General features: G+C 69.0%; 13 protein-coding genes. 7 read left to right on the forward strand and 6 right to left on the reverse strand.

What is annotated here, in order from left to right; all coding sequences use genetic code 11:
* Positions 1 to 215: 215 nt before the first annotated feature.
* A complete protein-coding gene (locus A5698_RS15330; RefSeq protein WP_068298418.1) occupies positions 216 to 1,142 on the reverse strand; it encodes a TIGR03564 family F420-dependent LLM class oxidoreductase in 927 nt (308 codons plus the stop codon).
* Positions 1,143 to 1,298: 156 nt separating this feature from the next.
* Complete coding sequence (locus A5698_RS15335) at positions 1,299 to 2,597, reverse strand: acetyl-CoA C-acetyltransferase (RefSeq protein WP_068298421.1); 1,299 nt, start codon at positions 2,595 to 2,597, stop codon at positions 1,299 to 1,301.
* A 45-nt stretch (positions 2,598 to 2,642) separates the two neighbouring features.
* On the opposite strand from A5698_RS15335, the gene A5698_RS15340 reads away from it, so the two are divergent.
* Positions 2,643 to 3,995, forward strand: coding sequence for a 3-oxoacyl-ACP reductase (locus A5698_RS15340; RefSeq protein ID WP_068298424.1), 1,353 nt, complete (start codon positions 2,643 to 2,645; stop codon positions 3,993 to 3,995).
* Positions 3,996 to 4,064: 69 nt separating this feature from the next.
* Positions 4,065 to 4,916 carry a MaoC/PaaZ C-terminal domain-containing protein gene (locus tag A5698_RS15345; RefSeq protein WP_068298426.1) on the forward strand — a complete coding sequence of 284 codons (852 nt, stop codon included), beginning with the start codon at positions 4,065 to 4,067 and terminating at the stop codon, positions 4,914 to 4,916.
* Positions 4,917 to 4,948: 32 nt separating this feature from the next.
* Here the strand turns inward: A5698_RS15345 and A5698_RS15350 are convergent, their stop codons facing one another.
* On the reverse strand, positions 4,949 to 5,578 hold the full coding sequence (locus A5698_RS15350; protein ID WP_068298428.1) for a TetR/AcrR family transcriptional regulator: 630 nt from the start codon (positions 5,576 to 5,578) through the stop codon (positions 4,949 to 4,951).
* Positions 5,579 to 5,629: 51 nt separating this feature from the next.
* A complete protein-coding gene (locus A5698_RS15355; protein WP_197506786.1) occupies positions 5,630 to 6,796 on the reverse strand; it encodes a glycoside hydrolase family 3 N-terminal domain-containing protein in 1,167 nt (388 codons plus the stop codon).
* 108 nt (positions 6,797 to 6,904) lie between these two features.
* Here A5698_RS15355 and A5698_RS15360 point away from each other — a divergent pair, with 108 nt between their 5' ends.
* Both A5698_RS15360 and A5698_RS15365 read left to right on the forward strand, forming a co-directional pair.
* On the forward strand, positions 6,905 to 7,078 hold the full coding sequence (locus tag A5698_RS15360; RefSeq protein ID WP_067083356.1) for a DUF2613 domain-containing protein: 174 nt from the start codon (positions 6,905 to 6,907) through the stop codon (positions 7,076 to 7,078).
* A 49-nt stretch (positions 7,079 to 7,127) separates the two neighbouring features.
* A complete protein-coding gene (locus tag A5698_RS15365) occupies positions 7,128 to 11,288 on the forward strand; it encodes a DUF3367 domain-containing protein (RefSeq protein WP_068298434.1) in 4,161 nt (1,386 codons plus the stop codon).
* Here A5698_RS15365 and A5698_RS15370 read toward each other — a convergent pair.
* The gene (locus A5698_RS15370; protein ID WP_068298436.1) at positions 11,281 to 12,876 is read right to left on the reverse strand and encodes an MFS transporter; all 1,596 of its coding nucleotides are present in this window, start codon (positions 12,874 to 12,876) and stop codon (positions 11,281 to 11,283) included. The two genes, A5698_RS15365 and A5698_RS15370, sit on opposite strands and share 8 nt — an antisense overlap.
* A 74-nt stretch (positions 12,877 to 12,950) precedes the next feature.
* Here A5698_RS15370 and A5698_RS15375 point away from each other — a divergent pair, with 74 nt between their 5' ends.
* Both A5698_RS15375 and A5698_RS15380 read left to right on the forward strand, forming a co-directional pair.
* Entirely contained in the window at positions 12,951 to 13,922 is a 972-nt protein-coding gene (locus tag A5698_RS15375) for a phosphotriesterase family protein (protein ID WP_068298444.1), read from the forward strand.
* Position 13,923: 1 nt separating this feature from the next.
* Positions 13,924 to 15,393 carry an AMP-binding protein gene (locus tag A5698_RS15380; protein ID WP_068298450.1) on the forward strand — a complete coding sequence of 490 codons (1,470 nt, stop codon included), beginning with the start codon at positions 13,924 to 13,926 and terminating at the stop codon, positions 15,391 to 15,393.
* Here A5698_RS15380 and A5698_RS15385 read toward each other — a convergent pair.
* Complete coding sequence (locus tag A5698_RS15385; RefSeq protein WP_068298453.1) at positions 15,362 to 16,474, reverse strand: acyltransferase family protein; 1,113 nt, start codon at positions 16,472 to 16,474, stop codon at positions 15,362 to 15,364. The genes A5698_RS15380 and A5698_RS15385 overlap by 32 nt on opposite strands.
* A 204-nt stretch (positions 16,475 to 16,678) precedes the next feature.
* Here A5698_RS15385 and A5698_RS15390 point away from each other — a divergent pair.
* The coding region (locus tag A5698_RS15390) for a porin PorA family protein (protein WP_156670772.1) at positions 16,679 to 17,023 on the forward strand (345 nt) is incomplete at its 3' end.

A 17,023-nucleotide genomic window follows, 5' to 3' on the forward strand; every position in this document is an offset into this window, starting at 1 on the left:
ATCGGAAGCCATCGTGCTGGCCGGTGAATCGGCGGTGTTGCCAGCCGTACCCTCACACAAAAGGGCGGGTTCGGGAGGACACCAGGTGCGTCACATCAGTCTCGCGCGGTCGGCTTTCAACCCTTGCCGACTCTTCGGAATTGTCACTCCCGAACCCGTCGTGCGACCGATCGTACGCCGGTGACGCGGATCACACCAGGGTGAATTTTGGGCGGTCAGGCGTCCTTGGAACGCAGCAGCGCGCGGGTGCGCGCACGGGCCTCGGGGTCGGCGTCGAAGACGCTGGCGACGAACTCGTCGACACCCGAAGCGCCCAGTTCGTCGAGCCGCTGCGAAACCGTTTCCTCGTCGCCGATGATCGCCGCGTCCGCCGGACCGGCGAAGCCCTCGCGGTCGAGCATGGCCCGATACGACGGCAGTTGGCCGTAGATCGCGAACTCTTCGGCGGCCTTGGCCCTGGCCGCGTCGACGTCGTCGGTGACGCTGATCGGCAGTGAGGCCACGACGCGCACCGAGCCCTCGTCGCGGCCCGCCTCCGCGGCGGCCTCGCGCAAGGTCGGGACGACGTGGTTGGCCAGCGTCTGAGGTCCCGTCATCCACGTCATCGTCCCGGCGCTGCGCCGACCGGCCAGGCGCAGCATCTGAGGTCCGAGCGCCGCGAGGTAGACGTCCGGCCGCGGCGCGCCGGGCACCTTCAACGAGCCGCGGGTCGTCCAGAATTCGCCGGACGTGTCCGCGGGCTCGCCGTTCAGCAGCGGCTGCAGCGCGTCGAGGTACTCGCGCATCTGCCGCACCGGCTTGTCGTACGAGATGCCCCACACTCCTTCGGTCACCATGCGGTGGCTCAACCCGATCCCCAGGGTGAAGCGCCCGCCCGCGATGGTGTTCAGCGTCAGCGCGCGCTGGGCCAATTGCGTGGGGTGCTGGACCTGGATCGGGATCACACCCGAGGCCACCTCGATGGTGTCGATCTCGTGGAACGCGACGGCCAGGATCGTCAGCAGATCGGGGTCGTAGGGCAGCTGCGCCATCCACACCCTGCGGAAGCCCTCGTCACGCAGCGACCTCAGCTTGTCCAGGGTTGCGTCGAGCGGAGAACGTCCGTCATCGAGAAATCCGGTGAGTGCGACGCTGGTCTGCATCCCACCATCGAAGCACGGGCCCGAAACGTTAAGTGCCCCGTACTGCCGTCGGGTCGGGGGGTCAGACGGCAGTACGGAGCTATCCCATGTATCGGCGCCGTTTCGGACGGTGTTACAACCGCCGGAATTAATTTTTTCGGCGGTTTCCGGCTGCCCTCAGGCCTCGAGGATCGCGGTCACACCCTGGCCGCCAGCTGCACAGATGGAGATCAGGCCGCGCACCGGCTTGCCGGTCTCCTTCTTCTTTTCGGCGAGCTGCTTGGCCAACTGGGCCACGATGCGCCCACCGGTCGCGGCGAATGGATGGCCTGCCGCGATCGAGGACCCGTTGACGTTCAGCTTCGACCGGTCGATGGACCCCAGGGCCGCGTCCAGGCCGAGGCGCTCCTTGCAGTACTCCTCGGACTCCCAGGCCTGCAGCACGGCGAGCACCACGGAGGCGAACGCCTCGTGGATCTCGTAGTAGTCGAAATCCTGCAGGGTCAGCCCGTTGCGGGCCAGCAGCGGCGGCACCGCGTACGTGCCTGCCATCAGCAGGCCGTCGCGGCCGTTGACGTAGTCCACCGCAGCGGTCTGCGAGTCGACGAAGTACGCCATCGGCTCGATCGAGTGCTGCTCGGCCCACTTCTCGCTGGCGAGCAGCGCCACGGAGGCGCCGTCGGTCAGCGGGGTGGAGTTGCCCGCCGTCATGGTCGCGTCGCCGTTGCGCACCCCGAAGACGGGTTTGAGCTTGGCGAGCTTCTCGGCCGACGAATCGGGCCGCAGGTTGTTGTCGCGGTACAGGCCGAGGAACGGCGTGACGAGGTCGTCGAAGAAACCGCGGTCGTAGGCGGCGGTCATGTTGCGGTGGCTCGCGGCGGCCAGCTCGTCCTGGTCGACGCGCTTGATGCCCATCTCCTTGGCGGTGACGGCGGCGTGCTCACCCATCGACATGCCGGTGCGAGGCTCGCTGTTGACCGGGATCTGGATGCCAAGCGAGGCGGGCAGCTTGCCGACGAGCTTGAGCCGGTCGACGTTCGACTTGGCGCGGCGCAACCCGAGCAGGGTGCGGCGAAGGTCGTCGCCAAGCGCGATCGGCGCATCCGAGGCGGTATCCACGCCGCCGGCCGCGGCCACCTCGTAGCGACCCGAGGCGATGCCGTCGGCTGCGCTGATGGTCGCCTGCAACCCGGTGCCGCACGCCTGCTGGATGTCGAACGCCGGCGTGTACGACGACAGCGCACTGCCGAGGACGCATTCCCGGATCAGGTTGAAGTCGCGGCTGTGCTTGAGCACGGCCCCGCCGATGACCGCGCCGAGGGTCTCGCCCTCGAGGTTGAAGCGTTCGATCAGGCCGCCCAACGCGGCGGTGAACATGTCCTGGTTGGAGGCACTGGCGTACGCGCCATCGGAGCGGGCGAAAGGAATTCTGTTGCCACCGAGAATGGCGACGCGTCGGCGGGTATCACTAGGCATGCACCCATAGTACCCACCCTTCTTACTCTGGAGTAAGTTCGTCCCATGGCTTCCGATCTGTACTCGCAAATCGTCCACTCGGCGCCGGGGTCGTTCCTCGCCAAGCAACTCGGCATCCCCCAGCCCGAGACGCTGCGCCGCTACAAGCCCGGCGAGCCGCCGCTGTCGGGCACGTTGCTGATCGGCGGTGAGGGCCGGCTCGTCGAGCCGCTGCGCACCGCGCTCGCCGAGGACTACGACGTCGTCTCCGACAATCTCGGCGGTCGCTGGGCCGACTCGTTCGGCGGGCTCGTCTACGACGCCACCGGCATCACCGAACCGGCCGGGCTGAAGGGCCTCTACACGTTCTTCACCCCGCTGCTGCGCAACCTCGGGGCATCCGGCCGCGTCGTCGTCATCGGGACCACCCCCGAGCTGGCGGGCAGCGAGCACGAGCGCATCGCGCAGCGCGCGCTCGAGGGGTTCACCCGCTCGCTGGCCAAGGAGATGCGCCGGGGCGCGACCGTGAACCTGGTGTACGTGTCGCCGGAGGCGAAGCCCGCCGCGACAGGTCTGGAGTCGACGATGCGGTTCCTGCTCTCTGGCAAGTCGGCCTACGTCGACGGCCAGGTGTTCCGGATCGGCCCCGACGATTCGGCCCCGCCTGCGGACTGGGACCGCCCGTTGGACGGCAAGGTCGCGATCGTCACGGGCGCCGCCCGTGGCATCGGCGCGACGATCGCCGAGGTGTTCTCCCGCGACGGCGCAAAGGTCGTGTGCATCGACGTCGAGCAGGCGGCCGAGGCCCTGGGGCAGACGGCGTCGAAGGTCGGCGGGACGGCGCTGACGCTCGACGTGACCGCCGAGGACGCGGTCGACAAGATCACCGAACACCTGCGTGAGGTGTACGACGGGCACGCCGACATCTTGGTCAACAACGCCGGCATCACCCGCGACAAGCTGCTCGCCAACATGGACGAGGGACGCTGGGACTCCGTCGTCGCGGTGAATCTCGTTGCGCCGCTTGCCCTTGCCGAGGGTCTAGTGAACAACGGCGTGATCGGTCAGGGCGGCCGGGTGGTCGGGCTGTCGTCGATGGCCGGCATCGCGGGCAACCGCGGGCAGACCAACTACGCGGCGACCAAGGCGGGCATGATTGGGCTGACCGACAGCCTCTCGCAGGCCTACGCCGACAAGGGCGTCACGGTCAACGCGGTGGCGCCGGGCTTCATCGAGACCAAGATGACCGAGGCGATTCCGTTGGCCACCCGCGAGGTGGGCCGCCGGCTCAATTCGCTGTACCAGGGCGGCCAACCGGTCGACGTCGCGGAGACGATCGCCTACTTCGCGAGCCCAGCGTCGAACGCCGTCACCGGCAACACGGTGCGGGTGTGCGGCCAGGCGTGGCTGGGGGCGTGACCGAAGGCGACGACGAGTGAGGATCGCAGCGAGGAACGAGCGAGGACCGGAGCGAGAAGGAGTCGAGGTATGACAGGTGCGAGTCAACCGTCCGGGCTGATGAACCTGGCGCGCGCGGCGGCGGGCGCCCTGCCGTTCGTGCCGCGCGGCGAGTCGCTGCCCGACCGCACGCTGACGGTCGAAGACCTGAGCATCGACCCACAGAACGTGGCGGCCTATGCCGCGGTGACGGGATTGCAGTTCGGCGACTCCGTCCCGCTGACGTATCCGTTCGCGCTCACCTTCCCGACGCTGATGTCGTTGGTCACCGGCTTCGACTTCCCGTTCGCCGCAATGGGTTCGGTGCACATCGAGAACCACATCACCCAATACCGCCCGATCGCGGTGACCGACTCGGTCTCGGTCAAGGTGCACGCGGAGAATCTGCGCGAGCACCGGCGGGGCCTGCTGGTCGACATCGTCACCGACGTCAGCGTCGGTAACGAGCGGGCGTGGCATCAGATCACCACGTTTCTGCACCAGCAGCGCACGAGCCTGTCCGACGAGCCGAAGCCGCCGCCGCAGAAGCCGCCGAAACTCGGTCCGCCGAACGCGATGCTGCGCATCACCCCGGGGCAGATCCGGCACTATGCGTCGGTGGGCGGCGACCACAACCCGATCCACACCAGTGCGATCGCGGCCAAGCTGTTCGGGTTCCCGACCGTCATCGCGCACGGGATGTTCAGCGCGGCAGCGGTTCTGGCGAACATCGAGGGTCAGCTACCCGACGCGGTGAAGTATTCGGTGAAGTTCGCCAAGCCGGTGGTGCTGCCCGCGAACGCGGGCCTGTACGTCGATCGGGTTTCGGACGGCTGGGATCTGACGTTGCGCGACATGAAGAAGCGCGAGCCGCATCTGTTCGGGACGGTCCGCTCGCTGTAAGCACCGAGACCGCGTACAGAACGCGATTGGAGCTAGTTCGGCGATCGCACCGCAGTCTCGATGGGGTGATCGGACGGGGTGCCCTTGAGGCCGCGCCAGAACAGATTGATCATCAGTTCGGCCGCCTCGTCCACACCGGCGTCGCCCGTGCTGACCCGCGACGCCACCGCCTCACCGGCACCGACCAGTGCGACGGCCATCATGTCGAAATCCGTGTCGGGCTCCGGGTTTCGGGTGCCCGAGCGCAGCAACCTGCCGACCAGGTCGATGATGCGCTCGCGGCCCTCGCGCACGGTGTGGGCGAACGCCTGCGAGCTGGTGGCCTGGCTGTACAGCACCATCCACGACGCCCGATTGGCGTCGATGTAGTTCAGAAACGCCAGGACGGCGGTGCGCAGAAGGTCTTTCGGGCTCTGCTTGAGGTCGATGCGGCTGCGCACGTCGTCGACGAACCGCGCCAGCTCCCGGTCCAGGCACGCCGCGAACAGCTCCTCCTTGGACCCGTAGTACAGGTACAGCATCGGCTTGGAGATCTGCGCCTCGGCGGCGATCGCGTCCATCGACGTCTCGTGATAGCCGTTGACCGAGAAGATCTGCACAGCGGCGTCCAGCATCTGCTGCTCGCGCACCGCGCGCGGTAACCGCTTGGTTCCTCCGGCCATCCCACCAGGGTAAGCAATCCGCGGAAACCGGGCGTCAGCAGCAGGTAGCGACTAGCAGTGCGGGTTGGGCCCCTTCACCGCCGCCATCCGCAGAACCGACGCGTCGACGCTGGACATCGACAGCTCCCCGGCATCCAACGCCTTCTCCAGCCGGTCGAGCACCGCGGGCACCTCACCGGTGCTCAGCCACAGCGCGACGTCGGCGCCCGCCTGCAGGCTCCGCAGCGCCGCCTCGGCAACCCCGAACCGGTCGGTGATGGCCCGCATACCGGACAGATCATCGGTGAACACGGGGCCGTTGAACGGCTGGCCGCCGTAGTTGCCCGACCGCAGCAGCGCGTAGGCCGCCGGGCTCAGGCTGGCCGGATCGCTGCCGGTCAGCCCGGGCACCTGTAGGTGACCGACCATCACACCGACCGGCGCCTGGCTGGTCAGCGTCCGGTACGGCACCAGATCGGTGGTCTGCAGGTCGCTGAGCGGTGGCGTCGTGACGCCGCCCGTGTGCGAGTCACCCGAGGCGCGCCCATGGCCGGGGAAGTGTTTGAGCACCGGCATCACACCGCCGTCGCGCAGGCCACGGGCATACGCGCCGGCGAAATCGGTGACGACGGCCGGATCGGAGCCGAACGACCGGTCGCCGATGGCGCCGCCCCCATCGACGTCGACAACCGGCGCGAAGTCGACGGTGATGCCGAGCCCGCGCATGGCCTGCCCCCGCTTCAGCGCGATGTCGTACACCTCTTCCGGCGTACTGCTGGCGGCCAGCGAGGCCGGCGACGGTTGGCTGCCGATCAGCCCGGCCAGCCGCGACACCTGGCCGCCCTCCTCGTCGACGCTGACCGCGAGCGGCAGCGGGGTCGCCGATCCTGCGATGCCTGCCAACGAGCCGTCAGACAGCATCGACAGGTCCGTCCAGCTGCCGACGAAGATGCCGCCGACGTGGTGATTGTCGACGACCGCACGCGCGTCCGCCGCGTTGGAAACGCCCACCATCAAGAGCTGGGCCAGCTTGTCGCGGGTCGACATCGACGCCAGCAGGGAATCCCCGGCTCCGCACGCGGGGGCCGCCGGCGCGGCCGGAGCCTCGGGCACGGCGGTCGCCGCCTTGGTGATGGGCGCGGACGACGCTGACGGCTCGGCCTCCTGCGCGGCAGGCGAGCACGCCATCAACAAGATCGGCGTGGCAGCGAGGGCACACAATGCGCGGGGCAAGGCCATGGGCTTCGACACTAACTGCTGTCGCGCTTCACATCTATCTCGTGGTCGGCGTGTACCCCGAGAACCTGGGTCCAGCTGCGGACATGGCCCGCGTGCTACTTTTGCCGCATGGATCGGTTCCTCGTGCCAGCCGCCGCCAGCGTCGTGGTCGGCCTGCTGCTGGGCGCGGCGGCCGTCTTCGGTGTGACGCTGATGGTGCAGCAGGACAACAAGCCACCTCTGCAAGCGGGCGATCCGGCGTCTTCGGTGCTCAACAGGGTCGAGTACGGCGACCGCACCTGATTCTCGGGTCGCCGCGCAGACGACCCCGCTCTCCCGGCGCTGGTTGTGGGTGGCCGCTGCGGCGGCACTTGTCCTGACGTTCGCCCAGTCACCCGGACAGATCTCCCCCGACACCAAGCTGGACCTGACCGCCAACCCGCTGCGATTCCTGGCGCGTGCGTTCAACCTCTGGAACAGCGAGCTGCCGTTCGGTCAGGCGCAGAACCAGGCCTACGGCTACCTGTTCCCGCACGGCACCTTCTTCTTGATCGGCGACGTGGTCGGGCTGCCCGGCTGGGTCACTCAGCGGCTGTGGTGGGCGCTGCTGCTGGTCGTCGGTTTCTGGGGCATCGTGCGGGTGGCCGAGGCGCTCAACGACGGGCGCGGCATCGGCAGCCCGACCTCGCGCGTCATCGCCGCGATCGCGTATGCGCTGTCACCGCGGGTGCTGACCACGCTCGGCGCGATCTCCTCCGAAACGCTTCCGATGATGCTGGCGCCGTGGGTGCTGCTGCCGGTGATCCTGGTGCTCCGGGGCGATCCGCGGGTGCGGATGCTCGCGATGCGATCCGCGGTGGCGATCGCGTTGATGGGTGCAGTCAACGCGGTGGCCACGATCACCGGCTGCCTGTGTGCGGTCATCTGGTTGGCGTGTCACCGGCCGACGAAGCAATGGTGGCGGTTCACCGCGTGGTGGGCGCTCGGTATCGCGCTGGCGGTGCTGTGGTGGGTCGTCGCGCTGCTGATGCTGGGGCGGGTCAGTCCGCCGTTCCTCGACTTCATCGAGTCCTCGGGTGTCACCACGCGGTGGATGTCGCTGACCGAGATGCTGCGCGGCACCGACGCGTGGACGCCGTTCGTGGCGCCCAACGCGACGGCGGGCGCGTCGCTGGTGACCGGTTCGGTCGCGGTGCTGGCCACCACCCTGGTGGCCGCCGCGGGCCTGGCGGGGCTGGCCTTGAAGACGATGCCCGCCCGCGGTCGGCTGATCACCATCCTTTTGGTCGGGGTCACGCTGCTGGCGCTCGGCTATTCCGGCGGGCTCGGCTCGCCCGTCGCGCTGCAGGTTCAGGCGTTCCTCGACGCGTCCGGGACGCCGCTGCGCAACCTGCACAAGCTCGAACCGCTGTTACGGCTGCCGCTGGCGTTGGGGTTGGCGCATCTGCTCGGGCGCATCCCGCTGCCGGGGAGCGCACCGCGCGAGCAGTGGACGACCGCGCTGGCACACCCCGAACGGGACAAACGCGTGGCGGTGGGGATCGTGGTGCTGGTTGCGCTGGCCGCGGGCACGTCGCTGGCGTGGACCGGACAGCTCACTCCCCCAGGCGCTTTCGAAGCGCTCCCGCAGTACTGGCATGACACCGCCGACTGGCTCGACGAACACAACACCGACGGCCGCGTCCTGGTCGCTCCGGGTGCTCCGTTCGCCACCCAGGTGTGGGGCAACAGCCACGACGAACCGCTGCAGGTCCTCGGCGACAGCCCGTGGGGTGTGCGCGACTCCATACCGCTGACCCCGCCGGAGACCATCCGCGCGCTGGATTCCGTGCAGCGACTGTTCGCCGCGGGCAGACCGTCCGCGGGCTTGGCGGATACCCTTGCCCGCCAGGGTATTTCATATGTCGTCGTGCGCAACGACTTGGATCCGGAGTCGTCCCGGTCGGCGCGACCGCTGCTGGTGCACCGCGCCGTCGACGGCTCCCCCGGCCTGGAGAAGGTCGCCGAGTTCGGCGATCCGGTCGGCGCCGGCACCCTGGCCGGATTCGTCTCCGACAGCGGCCTGCGGCCCCGCTACCCCGCCGTCGAGATCTACCGGGTGCACGCCGAAATCCCTGTGACGCCTTACCTCGTCGATACGGATCGCATGGCGCGGGTGGACGGTGCGCCCGAGGCACTGCTGCGGCTCGACGAGCGCCGCCGGTTACAGGACCGGCCGCCGCTGGGCCCGATGCTGTTGACCGCCGACGCCGAACGCGCGGGCGTGCCGACCCCCGTCGTCACCGTCACCGACACCCCACTCGCCCGGGAGACCGACTACGGCCGCGTCGACGACCATTCGTCGGCGATCCGCACCCCCGACGATCCACGCCACACCCACAACCGGGTCATCGACTATCCCGCTCCCGGCGCCGATCTCGTCTATGGGCAGTGGAACGGCGGCCGCGTGTCGGTGTCGAGTTCGGCGGCCGATTCCACCGCGCTTCCCAACGTCGCACCCGCGACCGGTCCGGCCGCGGCGGTGGACGCCGACCCGTCGACGAGTTGGGTGTCGAACTCGCTGCAGTCCGCGATCGGCCAGTGGATGCAGGTGGACTTCGACCACCCCGTCACCAACGCGACCATCACCGTCACGCCCAGCGCCACCGCGGTCGGTGCGCAGATCCGGCGCATCGAGATCTCGACGGTCAACGGGACCAGCACCCTTCGCTTCGACGAAGCGGGCAAGCCGCTGACCGCCGCCCTGCCCTACGGCGAATCACCGTGGGTGCGGCTCACCGCCGTCGCGACCGACGACGGTTCGGCGGGCGTGCAGTTCGGCATCACCGACCTCGCCGTCACTCAGTACGACGCGAACGGCTTCGCCCACCCCGTCAGCCTGCGCCACACTGTCGCGGTGCCCGGTCCGCCACCGGATTCGACTGTGGCGCAATGGGATCTGGGATCGGAATTGCTGGGTCGATCGGGCTGCGCCGAGAGCCCGACCGGTCACCGCTGCGCCGCGTTGATGGCGCTCTCGGCGGAGGAGCCGGTCAACTTGAGCCGCACGCTGACCGTGCCGGCGCCGATCGCGGTGACGCCGACGGTGTGGGTGCGGGCCCGTCAGGGGCCGAAGCTGGCCGACCTGATCAGCGCGCCGGGCGCCGCACGTGCGATGGGCGACGCCGATCCGATCGACGTACTCGGTTCGGCCTACGCAGCGGCCGACGGCGATGCGGGCACCGCGTGGACCGCCCCTCAGCGTGTCGTCCAACAGGGGACGCCGCCCACGCTGACGCTGAAGCTGCCCCGCCGAAGTGAGGTCGCCGGACTGCGGGTGACACCGAGTTCCTCGGAGCTGCCGGCACATCCGACGCTGGTGGCGGTCGACCTCGGCGACGGCCCGCAGATCCGTCCGGTGGCCGGCGACGCGGGCGCGCAGACGCTGCACCTCAAACCGCGGGTCACCGACACCGTGACGGTCTCCATCCTCGACTGGCACGACGTCATCGACCGCACCGCGCTCGGCTTCGACCAGCTCAAGCCGCCCGGCCTCGCCGAGGTCACCGCGCTCGACGCACGGGGCGAACCGGTCGCCGCCGCTGACGCCGATGCCAACCGCGAGCGCAGGATCGAAATGCCCTGTGGCAAGGGGCCGGTCATCGGTATCGCGGGTGAGTTCGTGCAGACCTCGTTCACCACGACCGTCGGTGCGCTGCTCGACGGTGAGCCCGTAGCCGCACACCCGTGCCGGACCGAACCGATCCTGCTGCCCGAGGGACAGCAAGAGCTGGTCATCAGCCCCGGCGGCGCGTTCATCGTCGACGGGGCACAACTCGCCGGGCCGCAGGCCGACGAAATACGCCCGGCGCCAACCACTGCCGCAGATGTCGGGCATTGGAGCGCGGACCGCCGCGAGGTGACCGTCGCCCCGTCGTCGGCGTCCCGCATCCTCGTCGTCCCGGAAAGCATCAACCCCGGCTGGGTCGCCCGCGACAGCGGTGGAACCGCACTGACGCCGATCACGGTGAACGGCTGGCAGCAGGGGTGGGTACTGCCGCCGGGCACAGCAGGTCCGGTCACGCTGAGTTTCCCGGCGAACGCGCCCTACCGCGCCGGGCTCATCGGAGGCCTGGCGCTGCTGCCGGTGCTCGCCCTGTTGGCGTTGCTGCCGATGCGCAGGCGACCCGCCCCCGCGAACCCGGTGCCGGTGTGGTGCCCGCACCCGTACGCGGTGGGCGCCGCGGCACTGCTCACGGGCACCGCCATCTCGGGGGTGACGGGCTTCGTGATCGTCGGAGTTGCGCTGGGAATCCGCTATCTGCTGCGCAACCGCGAAAAGCTCTGCGAGGCAATCACGGTCACTGCTGCGGCCGGCGGGCTGATCCTCGCCGGGGCGGTGTTGAGCCAGAACCCGTGGCGATCGGTCGACGGCTACATCGGACATTCGTGGGGTGTGCAGCTGCTGGCGCTGATGTCGGTGGGCGCCGTCGCCGCATCGACCGTGCCCATCCGATCGAGTCGGCTCAGTTGACCGCGATCAGGTGCTCGAGCTTGGGTTCGCCGACGACGTACTTCTCGACCTCCTGTTCGGCGATCAGGTCCTGACCCGTCTGCCGCACGACGTGTTGGTGCAGGTGCTCGTACCACGACCGCACGACGAACGCCTCGACGAACGTGTGGGGGAATTCGCCGCTGCGGAACAACCGCCATTGCGCGGCCCCGGTCCGCTGGCGGGAGCGCCTCACCCGGTCCATCGCGGTGATGAACGATGCCTCGTTCTCCGCTGCGACCTTGTACGTCTTGAGCACCAGGACCGGTCCGTCGGGCGGGGCGGGTTCGAACACCAGCGCCGGCTCCGGCCAGTGCGCCGAGGGTTCGACGTCGAGATTGCCGGTGCCCGGGTGCAGCGGCCACCACACCAGCGACACCGCGCACACGGTGAGCATCCCGGCCGCGATCAGCAAGGCCGTCACGCTGCTGGTGGCGCCGGCCACCAGGCCCCAGACCAGCGAGCCGATGGCTTGTCCGCCCATGAACACCAGCTGATAGACCGACAGCCCGCGCGCCCGCACCCAGGCCGGAAGGCTCAGCTGCATCGACGCGTTCAGCGTCGACAAGGTGAGCAACCACGACAGGCCGCCGACGACCATCGCGACGATGACCACGCTCAGCACCGGAACGAGCGCGAGCACGACGGTCGCGAGCGCGAAACCGACCGCGCCGACGGTCAGCAGCGCATTGCGCCCGAACCGCACCTGCAGCCGGGACAACACCATCGCCCCGCAGACCGCTCCGACGCCCAGGGCGCCCAGCAGCACGCCGTAGCCCGCGGACGACAGATGCAGCTGCCGGTCGGCGATGACCGCCAGCAACCCCCACAGCGCGCTACCCGGGGCGATGAACAGCAGCGCCCGCAGCAGGATGCGGCGGATCACCGGCGAACTGCGGATGTAGCGTCCGCCCGCGGTCAACGCCGACAATGGGCGCTCGGTCGGCAGCAACCGATCCGTGGTGGGCCGGCGCCACGTGAAGAGCACCACCACGATGCCGGCGAATGACAGCGCGTTCAGGGCGAACACCATCGTGGGCCCCGACAACGACACCAGCGCACCCGCGATCGCCGGCCCGATCGCCCTCGCACTGTTCATGGCCAGGCTGGTCAGCGCTGCCGCGGCCGGAATCTGTTCGCGCGGAACAAGTTCGGGCTGAATGGCCTGCCACGCCGGAGCGGTCAGCGCCTGTCCGCAGCCGACTAGGAACAGCAGCATCAGCAAGACGGTGGGCGTCGTCAGCCCCACTCCGGTCAGGATCGCCAGCAGAGAGACACCGGCTGCCATCGCCGACTGAGTGGCGATCAGCAGCCGTCGCCGGTCGGTCAGGTCGGCCACCACGCCGGACGGCAGCGCCAACAACATCACCGGCAACGTCGTCGCCGTCTGCACCAGGGGCACGAGCACGGCGGCATTGGGATCGGCGACCAGCATCCACTGCGCGCCGACGGTCTGCATCCAGGTGCCGAGATTCGAGACGAGCTGTGCGATCCACAGCGCACGGTAGGTCGGCGAGGACAGCGGTGCCCACGCCGACGGTGCGGCGCGGACACTCGACGATGCCGCCATATTGTTCTGGCCTTTCCTGTGGATCACGTTTCAAGTACCCGATTGATCCTCCGCTATCTCGTAGCATCGGCCGCGTGCCGGAATTGAACACCGCCCGTGGCCCGATCGACAGTGCGGATCTCGGTGTCACGCTCATGCACGAACACGTCTTCATCCAATCCCTCGACATCACCACCAACTATCCGGAGGTGTGGGGCGACGAGGCCCAGCGTGAGGCCGACGCGATCGTCCGCCTCAACGAGCTGAAGTCCCGCGGTGTCGACAGCATCGTCGATCTCACCGTGATCGGCATGGGCCGCTACATTCCGCGCATCGAACGCCTCGCCGCGCAGACCGACATCAACATCATCGTCGCGACCGGTGTCTACACCTACAACGACGTCCCGATGTTCTTCCACTTCAGCGGGCCGGAGACGCCGCTCGGCGAGCCCATGGTCGACATGTTCGTCCGCGACATCACCACCGGCATCGCCGGCACCAACGTCAAAGCGGCGATCCTCAAGTGCGCGACCGACGAACCGGGCCTGACCCCCGGCGTCGAGCGGGTGCTGCGCGCCGTCGCGCAGGCGCACCGCGAGACCGGCGTCCCAGTCTCGACCCACACCCACGCCGCGACCAAGCGCGGCCTGGATCAGCAGCGCGTGTTCAGCGAGGAAGGCGTCGACCTCTCGCGCGTCGTCATCGGGCACTCCGGTGACAGCACCGACATCGACTACCTGGAGCAGCTGATCGACGCGGGCTCCTACATCGGGATGGACCGGTTCGGCGTCGACGTCTTCCTCGGCTTCGAGGAGCGGGTGGACACCGTCGCGCGGATGTGCGAGCGCGGGCACGCCGACAAGATGGTGCTGTCGCACGATGCGTCCTGCTTCATCGACTGGCTGCCGGAGGGAATGATCCCGCAGACCATGCCCAACTGGCACTACCTGCACATCCACAACGACGTGATCCCGGCCCTCAAGGAGCGAGGCGTCACCGACGAACAGCTCACGACGATGCTCGTCGACAATCCGCGCCGGATCTTCGAGGCGCAGGGCGGTTACTGAGGTGACCGAGCCGACCCCACCGATCAGCACGCAGGTGTCGCGGCTGGCCGCGGCCGAACCGGACGCGCCCGCGGTCACCTGCGAGGGCGTCACCCTCACCCGCGGTGAGCTGGACGCGTCGGCCAACCGACTGGCCCGCGCCTATGCCGAACTCGGTGTGGGAGAGGGCGATTACGTCACCGTGGTGTTGCCGAACTCCATCGAGTGGGCGCAGGCGGTGCTCGCGACGTGGAAGCTCGGTGCGATACCGCAGCCGCTGTCACCGCGGCTGCCCGACGCCGAACTGAGTGGCCTGCTCGAGCTGCGCCCCCGCGCCCTGATCGTCGGTCGCGAGGACCCTGCCGGCCTGATACCCAGCGTGCCATCGGGTTTCGTTCCCGATCAGGGTTTGTCGGATCAGCCGCTGCCGGAGAGGGTGTCGCCGGTGCTCAAGGCGATGGCGTCGGGCGGCAGCACCGGGCGGGCCAAGCTGATCGAGGCGGGCGGCGACAGCCGTTTCCCGCCGTTGGTCGGTTATCCCCTTGGGGCGCAGGAAGGTGACGTCAACCTGATCTCGGTGCCGATGAGCCACAATACCGGGTTCACCACGTTCGCGATCGGGCTCGTGCAGGGCCATCACCTCGTGCTCCTGCCGAAGTTCGAACCGCACGAGTTCCTCCGTCTGGTCACCGAGTATCGCGTGACGTTCCTGACGACGGTGCCGACGATCATGCAGCGCTTGATTCCGGTCTACCGGGCCGATCCCGCTGCCTACGACCTGTCGTCGATCCGACGGTTCTGGCATGTCGGCGCGCCGTGTCCGCCCGCGGTCAAGCGGGCGTGGATCGAGATCCTGCAACCGGATGCGCTCTGGGAACTGTACGGCGGCACCGAATTACAGGCGTTGACGTTCATCTCGGGCAGCCAGTGGTTGGATCATCCGGGCTCGGTAGGTGTCGTCGTCGCCGGGGAGATGAAGGTCCTCGACGACGACGGCAACGAGTGTCCGCCCGGAGTGGTCGGCGAGATATACATGCGGCCGTCGCCGGGCAGCGCACCCACCTACCGCTACATCGGCGCGACGGCGAAATCCCGCGACGGCTGGGACTCGCTGGGCGACCTCGGCTACTTCGACGAGGACGGGTTCCTCTACCTCAGCGACCGGCGCGTGGACATGTTCACCGTCGGCGGCAAGAACGTCTATCCAGCCGAGGTCGAGTCGGCACTCGCCGAACATCCGGCCGTGCTGTCGTGTCTGGTGGTCGGTGTCCCGCACGACGATCTGGGGCAGGTGCCGCACGCGCTGGTGCACGCCGACGGCGATCTCGAGGAAGCGGACGTCATCGCGTTTCTGTCCGAACGCGTCGAACGCCACAAGGTGCCGCGCACGGTCGAGTTCAGCGACGAACCGCTGCGCGACGACGCGGGGAAGGCCAGGCGGTCGGCGGTGCGCGACGCCGTTATCGCGCGACGGGCTCAGGCACGCTGCTGACCGACGAGTCCAGCGGCGGAACGGGCCGGGCGTGCCGATACTCCCAGCGCCGCAACGCCGTTCGGCACGGCGATTCCACCAGCGCGTAGCTGACCGCGGCGATCGCGAAGCCGAACACGACCGTCAGCACCAGGACCACCGGCATGTGTCCGTTGAACGCGAACTCGCCGATGACCGGGAACACCATCGCCAGCGCGGCGAGGTGCCAGATGAACAGTCCGTACGACCATCGCCCCAGCGTCACCATCGTCGTGTTGCCCAGAAGCCGGTGCGGGGTGTCGGGCCGGTCGAGGACGAGCGGCGCCAGCAGCGCGCCGGCGACCACCGCGCCCATCGCGGTCTTGACGACGAACTGGCTGACGGTGCCCGGGGTCAGTCCCTCGGGACCCGCGATCGGTGAGGCCGCGATCAGGAACGCGACGATCGCGAGGGCGGCCATCAGCACCCGCCGCCGGGCCAGCCGGTGCGGCCACCCGACGGGCGTGACCGTCAGCTCGGCGAGCAGCATGCCCGCCGCGAACCAGGAGAAGAACGCCGGCGGCCAGTTCAGGTGGTTGACGCCATCGGGCGTCGCGATCGGCAGCACTGCCCACGCCAGACTGGCGATGCCCGCGACGGCGATGACGGGGATGCGGGCGCGCACCGGCACCCGGCGCACCAGCAGCGCGAGCACCGGCAGGGCGATATAGAAGGCGACCTCGACCGACAGGCTCCACATCTGCGTCAGCCCCGCGGTCAGCGTCAACGGCACATAGATCTGGGTCAGCGTGAGGTTGGCCAACCACACGGTCAGGTCCGCGCGGGCCTCCGGCAGCAGCGACAGGATCACCACCACCGCGACGAGGTAGCCGGGCATGATGCGGACCAGCCGCGAGCGCAGGTAGTGGCCGGTCGGCGGGATCGGCCGCAACCCGCGCGCGGCGGCGGCATGCCCGCGCCACAGCAGAAAGCCCGACAGTGCGAAGAACACCGCGACCGCGAGGTCGAACCGCCCGAACAGGCGTCCGGTGACGCCACCGGTGTGGCCGGTCTGGAAGGCGACGTGGGTGACGACGACGCCGATCGCAGCGCAGGCGCGCATGCCCTCGACGGCCGGCAGGAACCCGCGGGTGCCGCCCACCTGCTCGTCGCGCGTCTCACCGGTCACGGCAATCAGTGTGCCGGGTAGAACCAAACACGCTGACCACGGGTGCGCGGATGCGGCCGGACTAAACGACGACCTTAAATTGTGCTGTTAGGGTCAAACGGGTTTCTGCGGGCATACCGCAGGTGAAGGAGGCACGGTTTGAACCGCGCAGTGGCGCTGCGGATTGCGGCATGCGGAATCTTGGGGCTGGGTGCCGCCCTGCTGATCGCCGCGTTGTTGCTGTCCACCTACACCCACAGCAAGATCGCCAAGATCCCGCTGGACCTCGAGGCCACGCTGATCAGCGACGGCAGCGGCACGGCCTTCGACCCGGCGTCGCTGAACGGGGAACGCTTCGTCGTGGACCGGGATGTGCCGATGGTCCAACAGGAGCAGCTCTCGGTGGAATCGCCGTCGAACGCCGACGTGGTGACGCTGCAGGTGGGCTCCACGCTGCGCCGCACCGACAGGCAGCAGGACGCCGGGCTGCTGCTGGCCCTGGTC

Origin of the sequence: Mycobacterium sp. E136, assembly GCF_001666865.1 — a bacterium.
GTDB lineage: Bacteria > Actinomycetota > Actinomycetes > Mycobacteriales > Mycobacteriaceae > Mycobacterium.

Coding starts and splice junctions, on each gene's coding strand:
- A5698_RS15330 (WP_068298418.1), bottom strand. CDS start 1,142: ATGCAGACCAGCGTCGCACTCACCGGATTTCTCGATGACGGACGTTCT.
- A5698_RS15335 (WP_068298421.1), bottom strand. CDS start 2,597: ATGCCTAGTGATACCCGCCGACGCGTCGCCATTCTCGGTGGCAACAGA.
- A5698_RS15340 (WP_068298424.1), top strand. CDS start 2,643: ATGGCTTCCGATCTGTACTCGCAAATCGTCCACTCGGCGCCGGGGTCG.
- A5698_RS15345 (WP_068298426.1), top strand. CDS start 4,065: ATGACAGGTGCGAGTCAACCGTCCGGGCTGATGAACCTGGCGCGCGCG.
- A5698_RS15350 (WP_068298428.1), bottom strand. CDS start 5,578: ATGGCCGGAGGAACCAAGCGGTTACCGCGCGCGGTGCGCGAGCAGCAG.
- A5698_RS15355 (WP_197506786.1), bottom strand. CDS start 6,796: ATGGCCTTGCCCCGCGCATTGTGTGCCCTCGCTGCCACGCCGATCTTG.
- A5698_RS15360 (WP_067083356.1), top strand. CDS start 6,905: ATGGATCGGTTCCTCGTGCCAGCCGCCGCCAGCGTCGTGGTCGGCCTG.
- A5698_RS15370 (WP_068298436.1), bottom strand. CDS start 12,876: ATGGCGGCATCGTCGAGTGTCCGCGCCGCACCGTCGGCGTGGGCACCG.
- A5698_RS15385 (WP_068298453.1), bottom strand. CDS start 16,474: ATGCGCGCCTGCGCTGCGATCGGCGTCGTCGTCACCCACGTCGCCTTC.